Annotated in this window: 11 protein-coding genes; 5 read left to right on the forward strand and 6 right to left on the reverse strand. The window is 32.4% G+C overall.

Annotation, left to right across the window (positions count from 1 at the left end; genetic code table 11):
- Nucleotides 1-13: 13 nt before the first annotated feature.
- Entirely contained in the window at nt 14-2536 is a 2523-nt protein-coding gene (tamL, locus tag IEV77_RS05495; protein WP_188462594.1) for a translocation and assembly module lipoprotein TamL, read from the reverse strand.
- A 118-nt stretch (nt 2537-2654) separates the two neighbouring features.
- Here tamL and IEV77_RS05500 point away from each other — a divergent pair, with 118 nt between their 5' ends.
- The gene (locus IEV77_RS05500) at nt 2655-3374 is read left to right on the forward strand and encodes a TrmH family RNA methyltransferase (protein WP_188462596.1); all 720 of its coding nucleotides are present in this window, start codon (nt 2655-2657) and stop codon (nt 3372-3374) included.
- A 66-nt stretch (nt 3375-3440) separates the two neighbouring features.
- On the opposite strand, the gene porT is transcribed toward IEV77_RS05500, so the two are convergent.
- Together porT and ubiE are read right to left on the reverse strand one after the other, a co-directional pair.
- Nucleotides 3441-4154, reverse strand: a complete 714-nt coding sequence (porT, locus tag IEV77_RS05505; protein WP_188462598.1) for a type IX secretion/gliding motility protein PorT/SprT — start codon at nt 4152-4154, stop codon at nt 3441-3443.
- Between the two features lies 1 nt (nt 4155).
- Complete coding sequence (ubiE, locus tag IEV77_RS05510) at nt 4156-4884, reverse strand: bifunctional demethylmenaquinone methyltransferase/2-methoxy-6-polyprenyl-1,4-benzoquinol methylase UbiE (protein WP_188462600.1); 729 nt, start codon at nt 4882-4884, stop codon at nt 4156-4158.
- Between the two features lie 237 nt (nt 4885-5121).
- On the opposite strand from ubiE, the gene trkA reads away from it, so the two are divergent.
- The 3 genes from trkA to IEV77_RS05525 all read left to right on the forward strand — a co-directional run bounded on the left by trkA (nt 5122) and on the right by IEV77_RS05525 (nt 8638).
- Nucleotides 5122-6471 carry a Trk system potassium transporter TrkA gene (trkA, locus tag IEV77_RS05515; RefSeq protein WP_188462602.1) on the forward strand — a complete coding sequence of 450 codons (1350 nt, stop codon included), beginning with the start codon at nt 5122-5124 and terminating at the stop codon, nt 6469-6471.
- Between the two features lie 10 nt (nt 6472-6481).
- A complete protein-coding gene (locus tag IEV77_RS05520; RefSeq protein WP_188462604.1) occupies nt 6482-7975 on the forward strand; it encodes a TrkH family potassium uptake protein in 1494 nt (497 codons plus the stop codon).
- A 399-nt stretch (nt 7976-8374) separates the two neighbouring features.
- Nucleotides 8375-8638: a hypothetical protein gene (locus IEV77_RS05525; protein WP_188462606.1), complete on the forward strand. Its 264-nt coding sequence runs from the start codon at nt 8375-8377 to the stop codon at nt 8636-8638.
- Nucleotides 8639-8702: 64 nt separating this feature from the next.
- Here the strand turns inward: IEV77_RS05525 and IEV77_RS05530 are convergent, their stop codons facing one another.
- Both IEV77_RS05530 and IEV77_RS05535 read right to left on the reverse strand, forming a co-directional pair.
- Entirely contained in the window at nt 8703-9890 is a 1188-nt protein-coding gene (locus IEV77_RS05530; RefSeq protein ID WP_188462608.1) for a pyridoxal phosphate-dependent aminotransferase, read from the reverse strand.
- 32 nt (nt 9891-9922) lie between these two features.
- The gene (locus IEV77_RS05535) at nt 9923-11017 is read right to left on the reverse strand and encodes a fatty acid desaturase family protein (protein ID WP_188462609.1); all 1095 of its coding nucleotides are present in this window, start codon (nt 11015-11017) and stop codon (nt 9923-9925) included.
- 142 nt (nt 11018-11159) lie between these two features.
- On the opposite strand from IEV77_RS05535, the gene rsmG reads away from it, so the two are divergent.
- Nucleotides 11160-11789, forward strand: a complete 630-nt coding sequence (gene rsmG, locus IEV77_RS05540; protein WP_188462611.1) for a 16S rRNA (guanine(527)-N(7))-methyltransferase RsmG — start codon at nt 11160-11162, stop codon at nt 11787-11789.
- Between the two features lie 75 nt (nt 11790-11864).
- Here the strand turns inward: rsmG and IEV77_RS05545 are convergent, their stop codons facing one another.
- Nucleotides 11865-14240 carry a T9SS type A sorting domain-containing protein gene (locus tag IEV77_RS05545; RefSeq protein ID WP_188462613.1) on the reverse strand — a complete coding sequence of 792 codons (2376 nt, stop codon included), beginning with the start codon at nt 14238-14240 and terminating at the stop codon, nt 11865-11867.
- Nucleotides 14241-14272: the final 32 nt, after the last annotated feature.

Genomic DNA, 14272 nt, shown 5'->3' on the forward strand with positions numbered 1-14272 from the left:
AAAATTAAATAGCTTAGAAAGGGTAATTGATACCTATGTTATAAACAGCATTTGAAAAATTGTAATCTTTAAACCATCTATCATTTTCAGGATATGATGGATCATAGGTTTTAAAACCTATGTCAAAGCGGAAAACTGCAAAGCCAAAATCGTATCTTAATCCAAAACCAGAACCAATGGCAATATCCTTTAAGGAAGAAAAATTGTTAAAGGTTGCTTGTGGGTCTGTAACATCATCTAATACATTCCAAATATTTCCAGTATCGATAAAAAAGGCGCCATTGAAGCTATCAAAAAGATTAAATCGATGTTCAATATTAAAAGCTAACTTTAGGTTTGCTTCATTAAACTCGTCATTACTATCTAAGCTTCCAGGGCCAAGACTGTAGGCAACCCAAGCACGGTTATCGTTAGTTCCTCCAGCAAAGAAACTCTTAGAGAAAGGAATGTTTGTAGAGTTTCCATAAGGAATGGCAATTCCAGCAAAGCTTCTAATGGCAAGGACATTTTTTTTGCCTAAATCCCAATGCTTTATATAGTCGAATTCCGTTTTTACATATTGTGAATAGGCTACATTGAACATTTCATATTGTCCTGCATCATTTTTCTTTAAATTTCCAAGTTTTGAAATAGCACCAAATAAGTTTCCAGCAAGCTCTAATTTTAATCTGAAGATAGAAAAAGTCTCATCATATAAATTCTCCCTATTATCTCTTGTGAAATTAAAATTAGAGGCAAAAATTAAATTATCTTCGGTAAGCCTTATTTTTCTTTCGTTAATGGAATATACGTCGTCGTATTCAGCCTCTCCTGGTTGCAAGGAAGTGTCTCCTGATAACACTTCATTTATAAACATATCGGTTTGACCTGGATAGGTTAAATTGTTCCCATTATTATAATCGATGCTGTTAGATATGGCATTTAATTCGTCGTATGAGTTTTGATAAACTCCAAAATAATTATCTGGATTTAAGTTTCTTACATATTGGATGTTAAATAAATCCAGCCTATTGGTTACTAAGTTTGAAGCGTACCATTTATAGTTAAAAATACCAGAAACCGTTTGCTTGTCTAACCCAACATTGGTCTGACTAGAGGTTGAAATGGAAATCCTAGTGGTTGGAAACATGGTTTTTGGGATAATCCGTGCTGTATTGAACGGAAAAAACAATCTTGGAATGGTTAGTTTTAAATCGACACCTATTTCAGTAATATCAAAAAAGGGATCGCTTGCATCAGCTCCATCCTTGGATGCTCCAATGGAGCCAAAAGCTGAAAGTTCTAATGTTTCTGCACCTCTAAAAATATTACGCATTAACAAACTAGGGTTGAAGGCTAGGCCAACAGATTGAATATTACTTTGAGAAACTTCAGCACTAAAATTTAAGCCGAATTTTTTATACGGTGTCAGTAGAATATTTGCTGTTAAAGTAGTATCCGGATTTTCTATATAATCGATGCTAGGGTGTTTAAAAGTCTGTAAATTATTAATGTGTCTATAAGTGTTAGATCTATCTTTATCTCTAAAAACATCACCAGGAGTAATAAATATAGCGTCCGTTATGGCTTTTGGTTTAAAACGCATCTTTCCATAACTGTACAGATTGAATTTTTTAAATGTGATTGAATCTTGAATTGCTAAATCTTTATTCTCGTACGAGTAATCAGTATAAATATTAACTTCTTTAATTTTATAAATACTAAAAGGTTCTTTGTAGACTGTATCTTGGGTAGTAATAGATCTATTTAAAATCTGCAAATCCACATTTACTTTGTTGTTGGTGTTAATGGTATCCATATCAAAATACACATAATCCTGACTAAAATGATAGACTCCAGAGTTTCTCATTTCTTGATTAATTCTAGCTTTCTCGCTAGCAAAAGTGGCCGTTCTATATTGTTTATTTTTTTTAATAAAGGAATTTTCCTTAGTTGAGTTGTAAAGAGAATCAACTACTGGAGAAGCAATGCTTCTTGAAAGGGAATCTACAATATAAGGTTCTCCAGTTTTTATTGAATAATTGATAGAGGCTTTTTTGCTTTCTAAGCTATCTGTAGTAGAAGTAGCATCCACATTAAACCAACCATTATTAAAATAGTATGCTTCTAATTGTTTTTCAGATCGTTTTGTTTTATCATGATTAACAAATACTGGTGCTTCGCCTGTTTTTTTTAGCCAATCGTTAAAACCAATTCGGGCTTCTATATATCTTTCTAATTGTTTTTTAGAAAGAAAATTTTCTAAGTGTTTTCGTTTTTTAGGTTTAGAGTCTATTTTAACGTTAATGATGGAATCTATATTAGGCCTAGCAGCGTTGTAAATATAAAGTCTTAAAGGAGTATTGATAATTTTTTTGTTGCTTTGTTGAAACAGTAAATTATTAACACGCTCTGAATTATCCTTTTTACCATTTACATAAATAGAATTTTCAACAAGTAAAAGTTTGTCTTCAGGTACTCTTTTTACTGAATTACAGGAATACAAAAAGCCAGTAAATACAATAAATAATACTATTTTTGAGAAATGTAGTTTCAAATACAAATTAAATTAGCTAGTAATAAAAGAGTTGCTGTTTTTAGGAGTAATATATATTACTTCAATTTAACTCAAAAATACATTATTTCAATCGAAAAATATATTTAAATAAGTTTGAATGTTATCTAAAAACCAAATAAAATTAATAACGAGTTTAAATCAAAAAAAATTCAGGCTTCAGCAGGGTTTATTTGTTGCTGAAGGTGTTAAAACTATTAACGAATTAATAGGCTCTCATTTTAAATTACAACAGTTATATACTGTAGATTCATTCAAAATTGATGCCAATCTTGAAACGCTTATTTCTGAATCTGAATTAAAAAAAATAAGCTTTCTAAACACGCCTAATACGGCATTGGCAGTTTTTAAAATTCCTGAAGTAAAACAGGTTCATACAGATAAATTAATTGTTGCCTTGGATAATGTTCGAGATCCTGGAAATTTAGGAACCATCATTAGACTTTGCGATTGGTTTGGGATTACAGATTTGGTTTGTAATTTAGAAACAGTAGATTGTTTTAATCCAAAAGTTATACAGGCTACTATGGGTTCTATAACAAGGGTTAATATAACCTACTTGGACTTGCCTGAATTTTTAAAACAAACAGATTTAGAGGTTTTTGGCGCTTTTATGGATGGTGATAATATTTATAAGAAAAAATTGACTGGAAAAGGGGTTTTAGTACTTGGAAACGAGGCGAATGGTATTTCTAAAGATATTGAAAGTCTTATTTCGTCTAAAATTACCATCCCTAGATTTGGCGATTTGCAATCTACCGAAAGTTTAAATGTGGCTACTGCTACTGCTGTTATATTGAGTGAATTTAGAAGAGGTTAGTTGTAGAGCTGTTAGTTGTTGAGCCGATTATAACCAATATACTTTTTACAACTTTACAACAAACACCTACTGGAACGTAAAGTTAATAAACACGCCACGAGTTTGCATTTTGTCAATATTTCCAGTCCAAGGGCTATTTATATCTTCGTCTCTAACTAACTCGTCGTTAATTGCGAAAATTCCACGAATAGAAGGTGTGAATTTGAAGTAGAATAAATAAAAATCGATACCAAAACCTAGCTCGTAATAATACATGTTTTTAGTCGTTCTAAATTTTCCAGCACTATTGTCGTCTGGGTTATCTTGATTACTAGAAAGATTTAATGAGGTAGATACACCACCAATTATAAAAGGTTTAAAATTGTTTAAGCGCTTTGTAGAAACCTTAAGTAATAATGGGACATGTATGTAAGTGGATTTTATTTCTCTTTCTAAATCTGAAGAAGTGAATTCTACACCATCAAAATAACTCTCTGGATATTCTAGAACTCGAGTAGTAATACTTAATCCCGGTTCTAATCTTAAATCTAAAAAGCTATTTATCCTCATGTTTCCAACTAATCCTACATTAAAACCAGTTGATTTTTTTGTTTGAATGTCTGGTTCGTTGTATATATAATCGAAATTAAAATCATAACTATTAAATCCAAGAAAATAACCATAGCTTAAAAAAGCTTTGTCAACATTTTCATCATTTAGTATTTTTTCTTTAGTAAACAGTTGAGCAGAAGCCGACTGAATAATGAATAAAAAAGCGAACAGAAAAATGATGTTTTTCATATTATTTTTTTGATGATGTATATATGGTTGCCACTCCAAAGGTTTGTGGTTTGTTTACAACATTTATAAACCCACTTTCACGCAAAATATTGTTTAAAACTTCACCAAAAGGAAAAACAGATGCAGAATCGCTTAAATATTTATAGGCACTTTGGTCTTTAGAAAAGAGTCTTCCAATAAGTGGCATGATGTTTTTTGTGTATAAGTTGTAGCCTTGTTTAAAAGGTGTTTTTGTAGGAACAGATGTTTCTAAAATAACAAAAATACCACCAGGTTTTAAAACACGATGAATTTCGGAGAGACCTTTTTCTAAATTTTCAAAATTTCTAACACCAAATCCTACAGTAATAGCATCGAAAGTATTTTCTTCAAAAGGCAAGTTTTCAGAATCGCCAACTACCATTTCTATTCTATCCTGTAAATTTTTATTTAATATTTTCTTTTTTCCAACTTCAAGCATGCCTTGGCTAATATCCAAACCTATAATTTTTTCAGCTTTCGTTTCAGCTAAATTAATTGCTAAATCTCCTGTTCCTGTGGCAATATCCAATATGATGTTCGGATTTGTTTGTGCAACCAGATTCACTACGTTTTTTCGCCATTTAATGTCTATTCCAAAAGAAATTACACGATTTAATCCATCGTATTCCTTGGAAATAGTATCAAACATCTTGGTTACCTGTTCCTTTTTGCCTACTTCACTGTCCTTATATGGCTTAACTTTTGTCAATGTGTTATTTTTTTTGCACAAACCTACATATTTATTTTCAATTTGAATTGTTCAATGAAACTCAAATTTCATATTAATAGGATGATTTCATCATTTTATTAAAATAAACAGTTTCATTGAAAAATAAACATTTAAAGGAGGTTTTACCAACTTTAAATCAAATAATTATATCTTTAATTGTCCTTTAATGTATCAATTTAGCAGTATATTTGTGACACTTTTATTATTATTTAACACATGAAAATAATTATTGCTGGAGCTGGTGAAGTAGGATTTCATTTAGCAAAATTATTATCCTACGAGTCTCAAGAAATTACCCTAATAGACACCAATAAAGAGAGTCTTACTTATGCAGACAATCATTTAGATATTAAAGTTATTAAAGGCGATGCTACTTCAATAGCCATTTTAAAAGATGCTAAAATTGAATCTAGCGACTTATTAATTGCGGTAACCTCTTCAGAGACTACCAATATAACCGTTTGTGTTTTTGCAAAACAACTTGGAGCTAAAAGAACCATTGCAAGGATTTCTAATACCGAATTTATCAACCATAAAGATGAGATTGGCTTTGATAAATTAGGAATAGACGAGTTAATTTCGCCAGAATCTTTAGCTGCCTCAGAGATAGAACTGCTATTAAGTCAATCTGCCTTTAACGATAGTTATCAATTTGATGAAGGAGCTTTAACAATGGTGGGTTTAAATCTTTCTAGAACAGCTCTCTTTGTTGGGAAAACTGTTCAGGAAGCGGCAAGAATATATCCAGAAATACACTTTATTCCAATAGCAATTCAACGTTTTGGAACGCAATATACCATTATTCCTCGCGGAGATACCCAATTTAAAGAAGGTGATAATGTTGTTTTTATTACTTCGGAAGGTGGTGGCCAGGAATTATGTGAGCTTACAGGTAAAATAAATACAGAAATTAGAAACGTCATGATTCTTGGTGGTAGTAAAATTGGCTACAAAACGGCAAGAGATTTATGCAAGGATTACGCAAATGTAAAGTTAATTGAGAAAGATAAAGATCGTGCTTTCGATTTAGCCGACGAGTTAGCTGATGTTCTAGTTATTAATGGCGATGGTAGAAATGTTGATCTTTTAGATGAAGAAAACCTAAAGGATATGGATGCCTTTATTGCTGTTACTGGTAATTCTGAAACCAACATCATGTCTTGTTTGGTTGCTAAATCCAAAGGCGTTAAAAAAACCATTGCTTTAGTAGAAAACATGGATTATTTTGAGCTTTCACATTCTATAGGAATTGATACCTTGATTAATAAAAAACTTTTGGCCGCAAACAATATTTTTAGATACATTAGAAAAGGTGAAGTTATAGCCATGACGAAGCTAAATAATATGAATGCAGAATTATTAGAATTTAATGTGAAGTCCACATCTAAGATCTGTAATAAACTAATTAAAGATGTCGATTTTCCAAGATCTGCTATTATTGGTGGGATTATTAGAAATGGCAAAGGACATACTGCTCTAGGAGATTTTAGAATTAGTGTAGATGATAAAGTTGTGGTTTGTTGTTTACCAAGGTCAATCAAACTAGTTGAAAAATTATTCCTATAATTTAATATCTGTGAAACTTAACTATAAAATTATTTTTCATTTTTTAGGACTTCTACTATTATTTAATGGGGGTTTCATGTTGCTTTCATCTCTAGTAAGTTTAATTTATAAGGATGGCGTTACTCTAGAGCTATTTATATCTGGTGGCGTTACTATTTTAGTTGGTCTTTTAGTTATGTTTTTTACTAAAGATCATACTAAAGAAATGAATAAACGTGAAGGCTACATAGTCGTAGCCTTTGGTTGGTTGGTAATGACATTGTCTGGCGCAATTCCTTATATTTTGACAGGAAGCATTACTAATTTTACCGATGCCTTTTTCGAAACCATGTCAGGTTATACCACTACGGGTGCTACTATATTAAACGATATTGAAATTGTTCCAAAAGGGGTTTTATTTTGGAGAAGTTTAACTCATTGGATTGGTGGGATGGGAATTATAGTATTAGCTGTGGCCATATTGCCTTTACTTGGAATAGGAGGGATGCAAATGTTTGCCGCCGAAGCTCCTGGTCCAAGTGCCGATAAATTGCATCCTCGTATTACAGATACAGCTAAACGCTTATGGCTTATATATTTTGGATACACAGTTGCAGAAACTATTTTATTAAAGGTAGCAGGGATGTCTTTTTTCGATGCCATTAATCATTCTATGTGTACCTTATCTACTGGTGGGTTTTCAACTAAAAATGCGAGTGTGGCTTACTGGAATGGACAGCCCATTATTCAATATATTATTATTGCTTTTATGTTTTTGGCAGGGACTAATTTTGTATTAAGTTATTTTGCTTTTAAAGGGAAAGTTCAAAAAATTATTAAAGACGAAGAGCTTAAGCTTTATTTTAAATTTATTGTAATCTTCACCATTATAGCATCTTTAATTATTTATTTTAGAGCAGATTTGACTGTCTCAACCATTGAGCATCCTATGGTTTGGGGGAAAGCAGAGAGTTCCTTTAGACATGGTTTGTTCCAGGTGATATCCGTTATTACCACCACTGGTTTTATTACGGCAGATTATACCTTATGGACTCCGTTTTTAATGGTTTTCTTTTTTGGTTTGATGTTTCTTGGGGGCTCGGCAGGTAGTACTGCTGGGGGAGTTAAGGTGGTAAGACACTTGCTTTTAATTAAAAATGGATTTTTAGAGTTTAAACGAGCTTTACATCCCAATGCTATTTTACCTGTTAGATATAATGGGAAGGGTGTCACGGGAGATATTGTATTTAATATCCTAGCCTTTTTTATTCTTTATATGCTGTCTTTTATTGTGGGAGCATTGGTTTTTTCTATGTTTGACATAGATTTTATGTCAGCCATTGGATTATCGGCTTCTAGTTTAGGGAACGTTGGTCCAGCTCTTGGTAATTTTGGTCCTGTAAATAATTATGCAGCCTTGCCTGCATTGGGTAAGTGGTGGGCTTCCTTTTTAATGCTTATTGGACGTTTAGAATTATTTACGGTGCTTATTTTATTGACGCCTTTTTTCTGGAGAAATAGGTAAGTTTCAAATCGTTCCAGATTTATATTTAACCTAATTCATAGATATTTGCCAATAAATAGTACTATTCACTTCTTTTTTTTGTTGAAATCCACACCATATTCTGTATAAAATTAGGTTTTGATCAATACTTTCATGTTTTCAAATACCTAAAATTCGTTACACTCTAAAATTTAAGATTATGAAAATTAATATGAAGCAACATTTATAATCTGAAATTAATTAAAAAATAATCCTTATTTTGCTTCTCAGGGATTATTGAGTTTTAATTATTTACGTTTAGCAAATCATAGTATAATAAAGGCTTCTAAAAAATCCATATTTGCGAATGCTGCTTTAGAAGATTTACTTTAAAAAATCTTCTTATATTTAGTTTAATCCAATTTAAAAACATCACAATTAATGAGTTTCGGTGCTGTACAATCTGCTATTTCTTCGTTAAAAAACAATCGAAATCTTGTATCTAAAAGAAAGAAACTAAAAAATGGTTTAGTAAAAATGGAGGGTGCGGAGTCAATCGTATTTGAACATAAGGCTTCACCTGAAAAATTAAATGAATTAAGACTAAGACTTCAAAAAGAGAGAAAGGAAAGACGGTTAAAAACCTTAATTATTTTTAGCATTTTTATGCTCTTATTAATCACAGTGATTGCTTATTTCTTTTAAATAAAAGACCCTTCAGGTTTTTAAAACTTGAAGGGTCTGGAATATGTTCTTTAAGCCGAAAAAATTAACTAACAGCTTCTTTGATACGTTTTATAGCTTCAATAATTTGCTCTTGGCTCGCTGCATAACTAATACGAATACAATCGGGGTTTCCAAAGGCTTCACCTGTAACAGTTGCTACTAAAGCTTCTTCTAAAAGATATAATGAAAAATCTGTCGCGTTATTGATCTTTTTTCCTTTTAAGGTTTTTCCGAAGTAATAAGAAATATTAGGAAACACATAAAAAGCACCTTCTGGGGTGTTGGTTTTAAAACCTTCAACTCCTGAAAGTAAATCTAATACCAAATCCCTACGAATTTTAAATTCGTCTATCATGTATTTTACACGTGTAGGAGATTCATTTAAAGCCGTTATGGTAGCACGTTGTGCAATACAATTGGCACCACTAGTAATTTGGCCTTGCATTTTGTTACAAGCACGAGCAATTGCTTCTGGAGCTCCAATGTATCCAATTCTCCAACCCGTCATTGCAAAGGCTTTAGAAACACCATTTACAGTAACTGTTCTATCGAACATATCATCAAATTGAGCCATGCTTGCATGACCTTCTGATGTGAAGTTTATGTGTTCGTAGATTTCATCTGAAACCACATAAATATTTGGATATTTTTGAAGTACATCTGCCAAGGCACGTAATTCTTCGGTACTATATAAAGACCCACTTGGATTACATGGCGAGCTATACCAAATCATTTTTGTCTTTGGTGTAATAGCTGCTTCCAGTTGTTCCGGAGTCATTTTAAAATCGTTGTCAATAGATGTTCTTACTTCTACAGGAACGCCCTCAAAAAGTTCTACAATATCTGCATAACTCACCCAATATGGACATGGTAAGATAACTTCATCTCCTTTATTGATCATGACCGAAGCCACGTTTGCTAAAGATTGTTTTGCGCCAGTAGACACGACAATTTGAGGTAATTTATATGTTAAATTATTATCGCGTTTAAATTTAGTAATGATGGCTTCTTTTAGCTCTACATAACCGTCAACAGGAGAATAAGAATTATAGTTTTCATTTATAGCTTGAATGGCTGCATCTTTAATATAATCTGGCGTGTTAAAATCTGGCTCGCCAAGACTTAATCCAATTATATCTTTTCCTTGTGCCTTAAGTTCTCTTGTTTTTGCTGCCATAGCTAAAGTGGCAGAAGTGGACATGTTTAAAACTCTCTCTGAAAGTAAGCTCATTGTTAAATAGTGTTTAGTAGTGCGAAAATAAATTAAGCCAAACTAGGGTTTTTACCTAGTACTTTTAATTGGTTGTAATGTTCTCCAATGGCAGTCCAAATAGAATTATATTCATTGTAAGGTAAGCTAAATTCATGTGCAGTATCCTTAACTATTTTGGCTATGTCTTTATAATGAACATGGCTGATATTAGCAAATAAATGGTGCTCAACCTGTCTGTTTAATCCGCCAGTATAAAATTCTACCATCCAGCTTTTTGGTGAAAAATTAGAGGTTGTAAATAACTGATGGATTGCCCAAGTATTTTTCATGTTTCCATTTTCATCTGGCATAGGCATATCCGTATTTGGCATAACATGCGCCAATTGGAACACAACACTTAAGATAATTCCAGCCGTATAATGCATGATTAAGAAACCAATTAATACTTGCCACCAAGCATAACCTAAAACTAAAGGTAATACCACCCAAATAGAATAATATAATATTTTACCAATAATTAACTTCGTCCATTGAGTTGCAGGATTAGGGAAATCGCCATAAGATAATTTTCTTTTTAAATAGATATATGTCTGTTTAAAATCTGTAGTAATAGCCCAATTAACAGTTAATAAACCATATAGCAAAAAGGCATAATATTTTTGATATTGGTGAATTTTCAACCATTTAGAATGCTTCGAAAAACGAATGATTCTTCCGGCATCGATATCTTCATCATGACCTTGAATATTGGTGTAAGTATGATGTAAAACATTGTGTTGTACCTTCCAGTTGTAATCGTTTCCAGCAAGGATATGAATACTACTTCCCATTAATTTATTAACCCATTTTTTGCTTGAAAAAGAACCATGGTTTGCATCGTGCATCACATTCATGCCTACGCCAGCCATTCCAATTCCAATAACCATCACGGATACAATAAGTAACCATGTTGGTAAATCAACTGTTAATAATAAAACTAGAGGGCCAAGTAATAATGTAAACATTATGATGGCTTTAATATATAGTTTCCAGTTTCCTGTTTTTTTTATGTCATTTTCTTTAAAATAATTGTTAACACGTTTGTTCAGTGTTTTGAAGAATTTCGCAGAGTCTATTCTTGAGAATGATAATGCTTGTTTTGTCATGCTATTGTTTTTACAATCTGATAATCTTATATAAATAACTATCAAATATGACGCCAAAGATAAATAAATATGACGTGCATCTTAATAAATTTTTCATAAAAAAGCACATTAATTTAGCTACTTTTGTGCAAAATTAAAAGATATGCAGTTACTTCTTAAATATTTCCCTAACCTCACTGAGGATCAAATCGATAAATTTACAAAGCTAGAGGCTTTATATCAAGATTGGAATCTAAAGATAAATGTGGTATCAAGAAAGGATATAGACGAACTTTATTTAAGACATGTCCTGCATTCTTTAGCCATAGCCAAAATTGTAGACTTTAAACCTGGAACTAAAATTTTAGATGTTGGAACAGGAGGCGGATTTCCTGGAATTCCCTTAGCCATTATGTATCCTGAATGCTCGTTTCATCTTGTGGATAGCATTGCTAAAAAATTAAAGGTTGTCGACGAGGTTGTTGAAGGTTTAGGTTTAGAAAATGTAAAAACCACCAATAAACGTGTTGAGGAAACTAAAGGTACTTACGATTTTATTGTAAGTAGAGCCGTTGCCGCTATGCCAACTTTTGTGCATTGGGTAAAAGGTAAAATTGCTAAAAAGCAAAATCATGAATTAAAAAATGGTATAATATATCTTAAAGGTGGAGATTTAGGCGAAGAGCTTCAAAATTATAAAACTGCAACCATTTACGATATTACTGATTTTTTTAATGAAGACTTTTTCGAAACTAAAAAAGTGGTGCATCTGCCTTTGAAGTATAAAGGTTAAATAATTTATTTCATATAAAAAGAAAGCCTTCCCATATGGAAAGGCTTTCTTTTTTGCTTGTTTTTTAGGATTTTTCTATTTCACGATAAGCTTTGTTTTTAAACTCTGAGTTGTTTGTGTATCTACATTTAGAATGTACATGCCTGATGCAAGATTCAATGGGATTGTTGATTGACCAGATAAATTTGTCATTGCACTATAAACTACTTTTCCTGTAATATCAACAATTGAAATGTTGGCATTTGGGTAGTCTTTAGAACTAATTAAAGTTAGATTATTTGTAATTGGATTTTGTTTGAGTTTGATGACATTATCCAAGTATGTTTCTGTAGATAAGGTTTGTTGCAAGATTTCAAATAAAGCAAAAGCTACATTTCCTTGAGTTAAGGTAACATGAGGTTCGTTAATTTCCGGCATATACCAAGCATCAAAAGGTGTGATATTGGTGGTTGCTCTGGCAGTTGTAACACCAGTTGGTGTGTGGAACCAGTCAATTTCGTTGTTAGTAACCTCAAAAGCCATAGAACTTACGCTTGGAATAAAATTAAAATAATCTGTACTTAATGAAGCTAAAAATTCTCCAACAAGCCCATCCGTTGATAAATCTTCAGTTAAATTTAAAATATCAAATAAGCCACCAGATGCCGCATCAACACCATTAGAGTATGAAAATGCTCTAGAGTCTGCATTATTAATTCTATCGTTCGCTAAAGGAAACCACCAAGCAAAATCTAGATGTACTTTACTAGTTTGAATTTGTGTGCTTGCGCTTGGAGTAAAATAAGTTTCAATCTTCATCTCGGCTCCAGTCATGATATCGATATTTGCATTTAAAATACGGCTTCCAGGGTTTAAATTATTGGCAGCGGTTGTATTGTCAGGGTAACGACTATTAATGCCACTTCCGTTTATTATAGATACATTACGCGATAATTCTGGAAAGCCTGTCGTTGTTAAATTATTCATTCTTCCATCAAAAACAGCTTTAAAAGGGTGTGCTCTTGGTAAAGACAACGAGCTGTTAAAAGTCACGTTATCACTATTGGTGATATGAGGTTCAAATTGATCTGTAAGCATTTGTCTAGCGGCTGAAGATCTTAACATGCCATCAATAATTGGTTGTAATTCCTCCACATTTTGATTTCCTAAAACCCAAAAATCATCTAACCCAAAAGCTAAAAAATTAAATTGATGTTGAAACCCAATTGGAACATTGGCTCCATGATGAGGTGCATCAAATGAGATCCAAAGGCGTGTGTCATGATTCATATTTTGATTTTCCATATAATTCATAGCATATCTAGATATGAGGCCTCCCATACTCGGGCCAATAATAACGTTTTCTGCGATGCCCACTTTTTCAGCATTTATGGTGTTTATAAGTTCTACCAGCAACATGGCATTTCTTTCAATAAAATCGACACCACCATCAATAACTGTATTATCTGCAGTTCTTGTGTAGATAGGGAAATTAAGAATAATAACATCGAAACCTTCATCTCTAACTAAATCGCCTAGATTTGAAGTGGTGCCACCATCGTTGAAATTTAAAAGTTCATATATTCCAGTAACGTCTCTTCCGTCTCCAGGATCAAAACCATCTACAAGAATAATAGGTTTGTCAAGAATATTATCCGCACTTAAATAGGTTTCATATTCTCCTGTCCCTGGATAAGAAACAGTTTCGCCATAAGGGGACAAATCTGGAGTAATAGTAGAATTAAAGGTTGTGATAACACGATTGGAATTGGAATATAAATCCTCATTCGAATATTGGATTTCCATGTGGGCCTGACGTGTGATAATATCGCCATTTGCAAGAGTTAATTTGAAGGTGATTGTTTTTTTACCGGCTTCGGTGTAAGTAACTACCATATTCTGGTTTAAGCTAACAACTTTATAACCAGAGTCATCATTAAAATCTATTTGAATGTTTTCAATAACCTGATTTGTGGTATTGAAAATATTTGAAGCGGCTAAGTTAAACGTAGTTTGCAAACCTTTGTGATTGTTTCGTAGTGGCGAAGCTAGTGTGATGTGTTTTTTTTCAAAAACTGGAGTATTACGGGTTCTTACCAGGTAGCCTTCTGCATCTTTTCTTACGGCATTATTTTGTAAAGCTTGATCTTGAAAAGACTCATAATCACTGTGGATTATGGCAAGAGGAATAATCTTAGTAAAATAACTTTGCTTGCTTTGTTCTTTTAAGTTTTCTAAAGGAAGGTAGCGTTTTTCCAAGTCTCCTTGCACTATAGCTTTGTATGCTTGATAGAAGTTATAATTATTAACGGTCCTTTCATTGTAGGTTTCAAGGTCCGTTATTGGAGAATTTGGAATTAAAACAGAAGTTTCCATATCTGAAACATCAAATTTTTCAAATGCGTTCTTTTTATCTTGAGAGAAGACGCTAACTGTTAGAAGGATTAAAAATAGAAAGTAGTTTTTTTTCATCTTAATGGTCATTTGATTACCTTTTAAATATA

Source organism: Xanthomarina arctica, assembly GCF_014638915.1.
Lineage (GTDB): Bacteria > Bacteroidota > Bacteroidia > Flavobacteriales > Flavobacteriaceae > Xanthomarina > Xanthomarina arctica.

Bases quoted from the DNA above. Each gene is read 5' to 3' on its own strand.
- IEV77_RS05535 (WP_188462609.1), bottom strand. From the start codon at position 11,017: ATGACAAAACAAGCATTATCATTCTCAAGAATAGACTCTGCGAAATTC.
- IEV77_RS05525 (WP_188462606.1), top strand. From the start codon at position 8,375: ATGAGTTTCGGTGCTGTACAATCTGCTATTTCTTCGTTAAAAAACAAT.
- porT (WP_188462598.1), bottom strand. From the start codon at position 4,154: ATGAAAAACATCATTTTTCTGTTCGCTTTTTTATTCATTATTCAGTCG.
- IEV77_RS05500 (WP_188462596.1), top strand. From the start codon at position 2,655: ATGTTATCTAAAAACCAAATAAAATTAATAACGAGTTTAAATCAAAAA.
- IEV77_RS05545 (WP_188462613.1), bottom strand. From the start codon at position 14,240: ATGAAAAAAAACTACTTTCTATTTTTAATCCTTCTAACAGTTAGCGTC.
- trkA (WP_188462602.1), top strand. From the start codon at position 5,122: ATGAAAATAATTATTGCTGGAGCTGGTGAAGTAGGATTTCATTTAGCA.
- IEV77_RS05530 (WP_188462608.1), bottom strand. From the start codon at position 9,890: ATGAGCTTACTTTCAGAGAGAGTTTTAAACATGTCCACTTCTGCCACT.
- rsmG (WP_188462611.1), top strand. From the start codon at position 11,160: ATGCAGTTACTTCTTAAATATTTCCCTAACCTCACTGAGGATCAAATC.